Genomic DNA, 5,481 nt, shown 5'->3' with positions numbered 1-5,481 from the left:
CGCGGGCGGCGCACCCGGCGCGGCAACGTCCGGGCGGCGCTTCTCGCCCTGCTGGCCGAGCGGGCGATGCACGGCTACGAGATGATCCAGGAACTCGCCGGCGAACGCGAGGTTGAGATAGAGCATGAGCGCCGCGAGCCCGACCAGCAGACCGATCGGAGCGGGAATGCGCAGGCGCCGCGCCAGCAGGCTGCCGCCGGACACGGCCAGCACCGCGCCGAGCCCCGCCCAGAACCAGCTCGCCCTCTCGAACAGCGGGTACAGCCCGATCGAACAGGCGAGCGTCGCCAGCCCGGCCATCACCGTCATCCGGACCCTCATGCGCTGCCCCTGCTCATGCGCTGCCCCTGCTCATGCGCTGCCCTCAGTCATGCGCTGCCCCTGACACGAAATCCCCGCCGGCCTTGCCCGCGCGCGCCCACGCCCCGGCGAGCTCCGCCGCGGACCCGACGGTCACCACCCGCCAGCCGCCCGCGCGCAGCAGCCCGGCGGTCTTCTCGCCGTCCTGCGGCGTGCCGTCCTCGGGGCCGCCCCGCAGGAGGACCGCGACGCACGTGCCGGTGCCGCGCCGGGCCGCGGAGACCGCGCGGGCCTCCTCGTCCGACAGCACGCCGAACACCCCGACGACCAGGCCGTCGCCCTCCCGGCCCGCGCGGTGCCCGCGCAGCGCGGCCAGTCCCGCCGTGAGCGAGCCGCCCTTGGACCGGCGGGCGACGGCCAGCGCGTCGAGCAGCAGCCCTTCGAACGCGCCCTCGGAGGGCGCGGCCGGCAGCACCTCCCCGCCGTCGGTGACGTACCGCAGGCTCATCCCCGTCCGGACGAGGTGGACGCCGATCGACGCGGTCGCCGAGACGGCCTGCTCGAACGACCCGGCCGGCCCGTCGCCCCAGTGGGCCGACCGGCGGGTGTCGAGGAAGAGCGTGCCGCTGCTCTGGAAGTGCTGCTCCTCGCGCCGCACCATCAGCTCCCCGTGCCGGGCGGTGGACCGCCAGTGCACGCGGCGCAGGTCGTCGCCGTGCCGGTACTCGCGCGGCGCCACGTCGTCCTCGCCCGCCGCGGACACCGCGCGGGCGACGCTGTCGCCGCCGCCCGTCCACGCCCCCGACAGCCGGCCCGGCGGCAGCGGCACGATCGACGGCGTCACCGTGAGCGTGTCGGACAGGCTGAACGAGCGGACCAGCTCCACCATCCCGAACGGGTCGGCGAGCCGGACGGTCAGCGGCCCCACCCGGTAGCGCCCGCGCACGTCCGAGCGGATCCGGTAGCCGAGCTCACGGAACGCGTGCGGCTCGATCCGCTCCAGCACGAACCGGGCCCGCCCGCCGAGGGCGTAGGGGACCCGGTCCTCCACCATCAGCAGCCCGCTCGGAAGCCGCGACACGTTCTCCAGCCGCAGGTCGACGCGGGACTCGTGGCCGACCGGCAGCCGCGCCGGCTCCAGCCGCCGCGCGCAGGCCAACCGGTACCGCGTCCGCGCGACCGCGATCGTGCACAGCAGGGGGAGCGCCAGCACGAGCACCCCGGCGCGCAGCAGGTCGCGCTCCCCGAGCGCCACCGCGCAGACGATCGCGGTCGCCCCGGCGGCCACGAACGACCGCCCCCGCGTGGTGAGGCCGGCCAGCGCCCGTCGCACCCGTCACCTGCCGGGGGAGGGCACCGGCAGCCGCTTCACCAGGTCGGCCACCACCTGCTCGGGACGGCGGCGCTCCACCTGCGCCTCGGCGGTCGGCAGCAGCCGGTGCGCGAGGACGGGGACGGCGAGGTCCTGGATGTCGTCGGGGACGACGTAGTCGCGGTCGTCGAGCGCGGCGTAGGCCCGCGCGGCCCGCACCAGGTGCAGGGTCGCCCGCGGGGACGCGCCGAGCCGCAACTCCGGATGCCTGCGGGTGGCGGAGACGAGGTCGATCGCGTACTGCCGCACCGCCGGCGCGACGTGCTGGGCCCGAACCACCTCGATGAGGTCGCGGACGTCGGCGGCGTGCGCGACGGGGGTGAGCCGGTCGAGCGGTGACGTCTCGCCATGCGTCTCGAGCATCTCCAGCTCGGCGGCGGGGTCGGGGTAGCCCATCGAGATACGGGCGGTGAACCGGTCGCGCTGCGCCTCGGGCAGCGGGTAGGTCCCCTCCATCTCCACCGGGTTCTGCGTGGAGATGACCATGAACGGCGGCTCCAGCGCGTAGGTGGTCCCGTCGACCGTGACCTGGCGCTCCTCCATGCACTCCAGCAGCGCGGACTGCGTCTTCGGCGACGCCCGGTTGATCTCGTCGCCGACCACGATGTTGGCGAACACCGGGCCCGGCTTGAACTCGAACTCGCGCCGCTCCTGGTTGTAGGCGCTGACCCCGGTGATGTCGCTCGGCAGCAGGTCGGGCGTGAACTGCACGCGCCGCACCGAGCAGTCGACCGAGCGCGCGAGCGCCTTGGCGAGCATCGTCTTGCCGACCCCGGGCACGTCCTCGATGAGCAGGTGCCCCTCCGCCAGCAGCACCGTCAGCGCGAGCCGCACGGCCGAGGGCTTGCCCTCGATCACCGACTCCACGGCGTCGCGGATCTTGTTCGCGACGTGGGCGAGCCCGTCGAGCCCGCCTCCCGTCCCGCGGTCCGCGTCACGGCCCTCCGCGTCCGCGCCTCCGGCGTCACGGCCGCCGCGCCGAGCTGGGTGGGATGCCGGGGGGTCGGTCTCCATGAACGACTCGCCGTGCGTGCCTACTGCCACCAAACCCTCCTCAGCCGTTCCAAACGACAGTACGTCTTTGGAACGCCCACTGCGATGTTCATGTGGAACGCGAGCCAATTGTGCTCCACGGAGACGACGACAAACGACGCGTGCGCCGCACCACTTCACTCCACCCCGTCCCTCAGGGCCGTGTCGCACCCCCCGGCGGGGGCGTTCTGAACCGGCTTGCGCCGATGCGGCGCGCTGAGGGGCCCCGCTGGGCCCCACTCCACACCACCCCCGTTGACCTGCGGTTTCGTCGTGGAAAACGGCGCGTGGACGGTGTTTTTCTTGTTGACGGTGGGGAAGAGTGGAGTAGAGTGGGGCGCCGTGGGGAGCGGTAGCGCCCCATGCGGCGCGGGAGGTGGGGCCCGGTGTTTCTCGGCACCCACTCACCGCGCCTCGACGACAAGGGACGACTGTTCCTGCCGGCGAAGTACCGCGAGGAGCTGTCGGGGGGATTGGTGATCACGAAGGGCCAGGAACGCTGCCTGTACGTCTTCCCCATGGCGGAGTTCCAGCGGATTACCGAGGCTCTGCGTGCCGCGCCGGTCACCGAGAAGGCGGTCCGGAGCTACAGCCGGGTCTTCTTCGCCAGCGCCTCAGACGAGGTTCCCGACAAGCAGGGCCGCGTCACGATTCCTCCGCCGCTGCGCAAGTACGCGGGCCTCACCCGCGACTGCACGGTCATCGGGGCCAACACGCGTCTGGAGATCTGGGACACCCAGGCCTGGGAGACCTACCTGGAGCAGGAGGAGCAAACCTTCTCCGACGTCTCGGAGGAGGTGTTGCCAGGGATTCTCTGAGATACGACTCGTCGGTCCGTTGACCGGCACTGGCCCACGTTCGGCCAGGTCTCCAGCCGCTCTCCAGTCAGCTGGCGCAGCTTCCCCGGTGCCAGACGGCGACCCCCCGCGGGCAACGCGGTGATCTTCCTCCAGGGCAGCGGATGGGGACCTGGCCGGGCGAGGCCGCCGCCGGGGGCGCGGGACGGTCCGGTCCGGCGATGCCACACAGTCCGCGAGCGAGGTGGCAGTACAGGGGGTGAAGCATGGACGGCGTGGAGAACGGAGCGGGGAACAGCGCAAGGAACCACGCGGCGCAGGACCGGGGGCCCGACGGCGGCCACATCCCGGTCATGCTCGACCGCGTTCTCGAACTTCTCGTCCCCGCGGCGCAGGCCGTCGCCGGCCGTGCTCCCGTGTACCTCGACGCCACGCTCGGCATGGGCGGCCACGCCGAGGCGATGCTGCGGGCCGTCCCCGCGCTGCGCCTGATCGGCCTCGACCGCGACACCACGGCGCTGGAGCGGTCCGCGCGCAGGCTCGCCCCGTTCGGCGACCGCGTGACGCTGGAGCACGCCGTCTACGACGAGATCCCCTCCGTGCTGCGCCGGCTCGGCGTCCGGGCGGTCGACGCCGTCCTGTTCGACCTCGGCGTGTCCTCCCCGCAGCTCGACGAGGCCGACCGCGGCTTCGCCTACTCCTACGACGCCCCCCTCGACATGCGGATGGACCGCACCCAGAGCCTGACCGCGGCCGAGGTCGTCAACGGCTACCCGCCCGCCGAGCTCGCCCGCATCCTGCGCGAGTACGGCGAGGAGCGGTTCGCCCAGCGCATCGCCGCCGCGATCGTCAGGGAGCGCGAGCGCGCCCCGCTGGATTCCACCCGGCGGCTCGCCGACCTGGTGCGCACCTCCATCCCCGCCGCCACCCGCCGCACCGGCGGAAACCCGGCCAAGCGCACCTTCCAGGCGCTGCGCATCGAGGTGAACGGCGAGCTCGACACCTGGCGCCGGGCGCTGCCCGCCGCCCTGGACGCGCTCCCGGTCGGCGGCCGGGTGGTCGTCCTGTCCTACCACTCGCTCGAAGACCGCATCACCAAGCAGGTCCTCGCCGCCCAGGCGGCCGACACGACCCCGCCGGAGCTGCCGGTCCCGCTGCCCGAGCACGAGCCGAGGTTCCGGCTCCTGACGCGCGGGGCCGAAGTGGCGTCCGACGAGGAGACCACGACCAATCCACGGGCCGGATCGGTGCGGATGCGCGCCGCGGAGCGCGTCCGGGAGGCGACATGACCACGACGAGCAGGCGGCCGCCGACCAAGGCGCCGAGGAAGAGAGCCCCGGAGCGCCCGGAAGGGGCCGCCCCGGCCCCGGCCGCGCCGCCGAAGAGCCGGTCCGCCGGGACCGCGCCCGCCAAGCCGGCGCCCGCCCAGCCCGCGAAGGCCGCGCCCGCGAAGGCGGCGCCCGCCCCCGCGCGGACGAAGGCCTCGCCGGCCAAGAGCACGAAGGCGACGAAGGCCGCGAAGGCCGCAGGCGGCGCGACGGGAGGCACGAAAGGGACGACCGCGTCGCGACGCGGCGGCCAGACCGCGCCGCGCGCCCCGTTCGTCCTTCTCATCGTCGGGCTGCTCGGCGGCGCCCTGGTCAGCCTGCTGCTGCTCAACACCGTTCTCGCCAAGGACGCCTTCACGCTGACGCGGCTGCAGCAGAGCAACAAGCAGCTCGAACAGCAGCGCCAGGCCTACGAGGAGGAGATCGCCCGCGAGGGGGCCCCGCAGCAGCTGTCGAAGAAGGCCGAGGGGCTCGGCATGAAGCCGGGCAAGGACCCGGCCTTCTTCTCCACCGAGCCCGGCCGCCCGGGCGGCACCATCCGCCCCGTCCCGCACTCGGCCGCGGCGTCGGCCGGCGCGGCGGGCGTCCTCGGCGTGCCCGGCACCGTGATCCCCGGCGACGGCGTCCCGCCCGCCGACGCCCGCCCGAACGG

The 5,481-nt window shown here is 74.1% G+C and carries 5 protein-coding genes and 1 pseudogene; 3 read left to right on the top strand and 3 right to left on the bottom strand.

Annotated features, from left to right (window positions below; genetic code table 11):
- The 3 genes and pseudogenes from AB0K37_RS39925 to AB0K37_RS39915 all read right to left on the bottom strand — a co-directional run.
- A pseudogene (locus AB0K37_RS39925) lies at positions 1–309 on the bottom strand (hypothetical protein); the annotation flags it as partial.
- Positions 310–364: 55 nt separating this feature from the next.
- Positions 365–1,633 (bottom strand): DUF58 domain-containing protein, encoded by a 1,269-nt coding sequence (locus AB0K37_RS39920; RefSeq protein ID WP_363990824.1) that lies wholly within the window; start codon positions 1,631–1,633, stop codon positions 365–367.
- Positions 1,634–1,636: 3 nt separating this feature from the next.
- The gene (locus AB0K37_RS39915) at positions 1,637–2,716 is read right to left on the bottom strand and encodes a MoxR family ATPase (RefSeq protein ID WP_363990821.1); all 1,080 of its coding nucleotides are present in this window, start codon (positions 2,714–2,716) and stop codon (positions 1,637–1,639) included.
- 374 nt (positions 2,717–3,090) lie between these two features.
- Between AB0K37_RS39915 and mraZ the strand changes: the two genes are divergently transcribed.
- The 3 genes from mraZ to AB0K37_RS39900 form a co-directional block, all read left to right on the top strand.
- Positions 3,091–3,522, top strand: a complete 432-nt coding sequence (mraZ, locus tag AB0K37_RS39910; protein WP_089312308.1) for a division/cell wall cluster transcriptional repressor MraZ — start codon at positions 3,091–3,093, stop codon at positions 3,520–3,522.
- Between the two features lie 245 nt (positions 3,523–3,767).
- Positions 3,768–4,790, top strand: a complete 1,023-nt coding sequence (rsmH, locus tag AB0K37_RS39905; protein ID WP_363990818.1) for a 16S rRNA (cytosine(1402)-N(4))-methyltransferase RsmH — start codon at positions 3,768–3,770, stop codon at positions 4,788–4,790.
- A partial coding sequence (locus AB0K37_RS39900) for a hypothetical protein (RefSeq protein WP_363990815.1) occupies positions 4,787–5,481 on the top strand: 695 nt, incomplete at its 3' end. The genes rsmH and AB0K37_RS39900, both read left to right, overlap by 4 nt.

Origin of the sequence: Actinomadura sp. NPDC049753 (assembly GCF_040674655.1) — a bacterium.
Lineage (GTDB): Bacteria > Actinomycetota > Actinomycetes > Streptosporangiales > Streptosporangiaceae > Spirillospora > Spirillospora verrucosospora.
The sequence above is the reverse complement of the archived record's forward strand: the minus strand, read 5'-3'. Positions and strand labels throughout refer to the sequence as shown.

Coding starts and splice junctions, on each gene's coding strand:
- rsmH (WP_363990818.1), top strand. CDS start 3,768: ATGGACGGCGTGGAGAACGGAGCGGGGAACAGCGCAAGGAACCACGCG.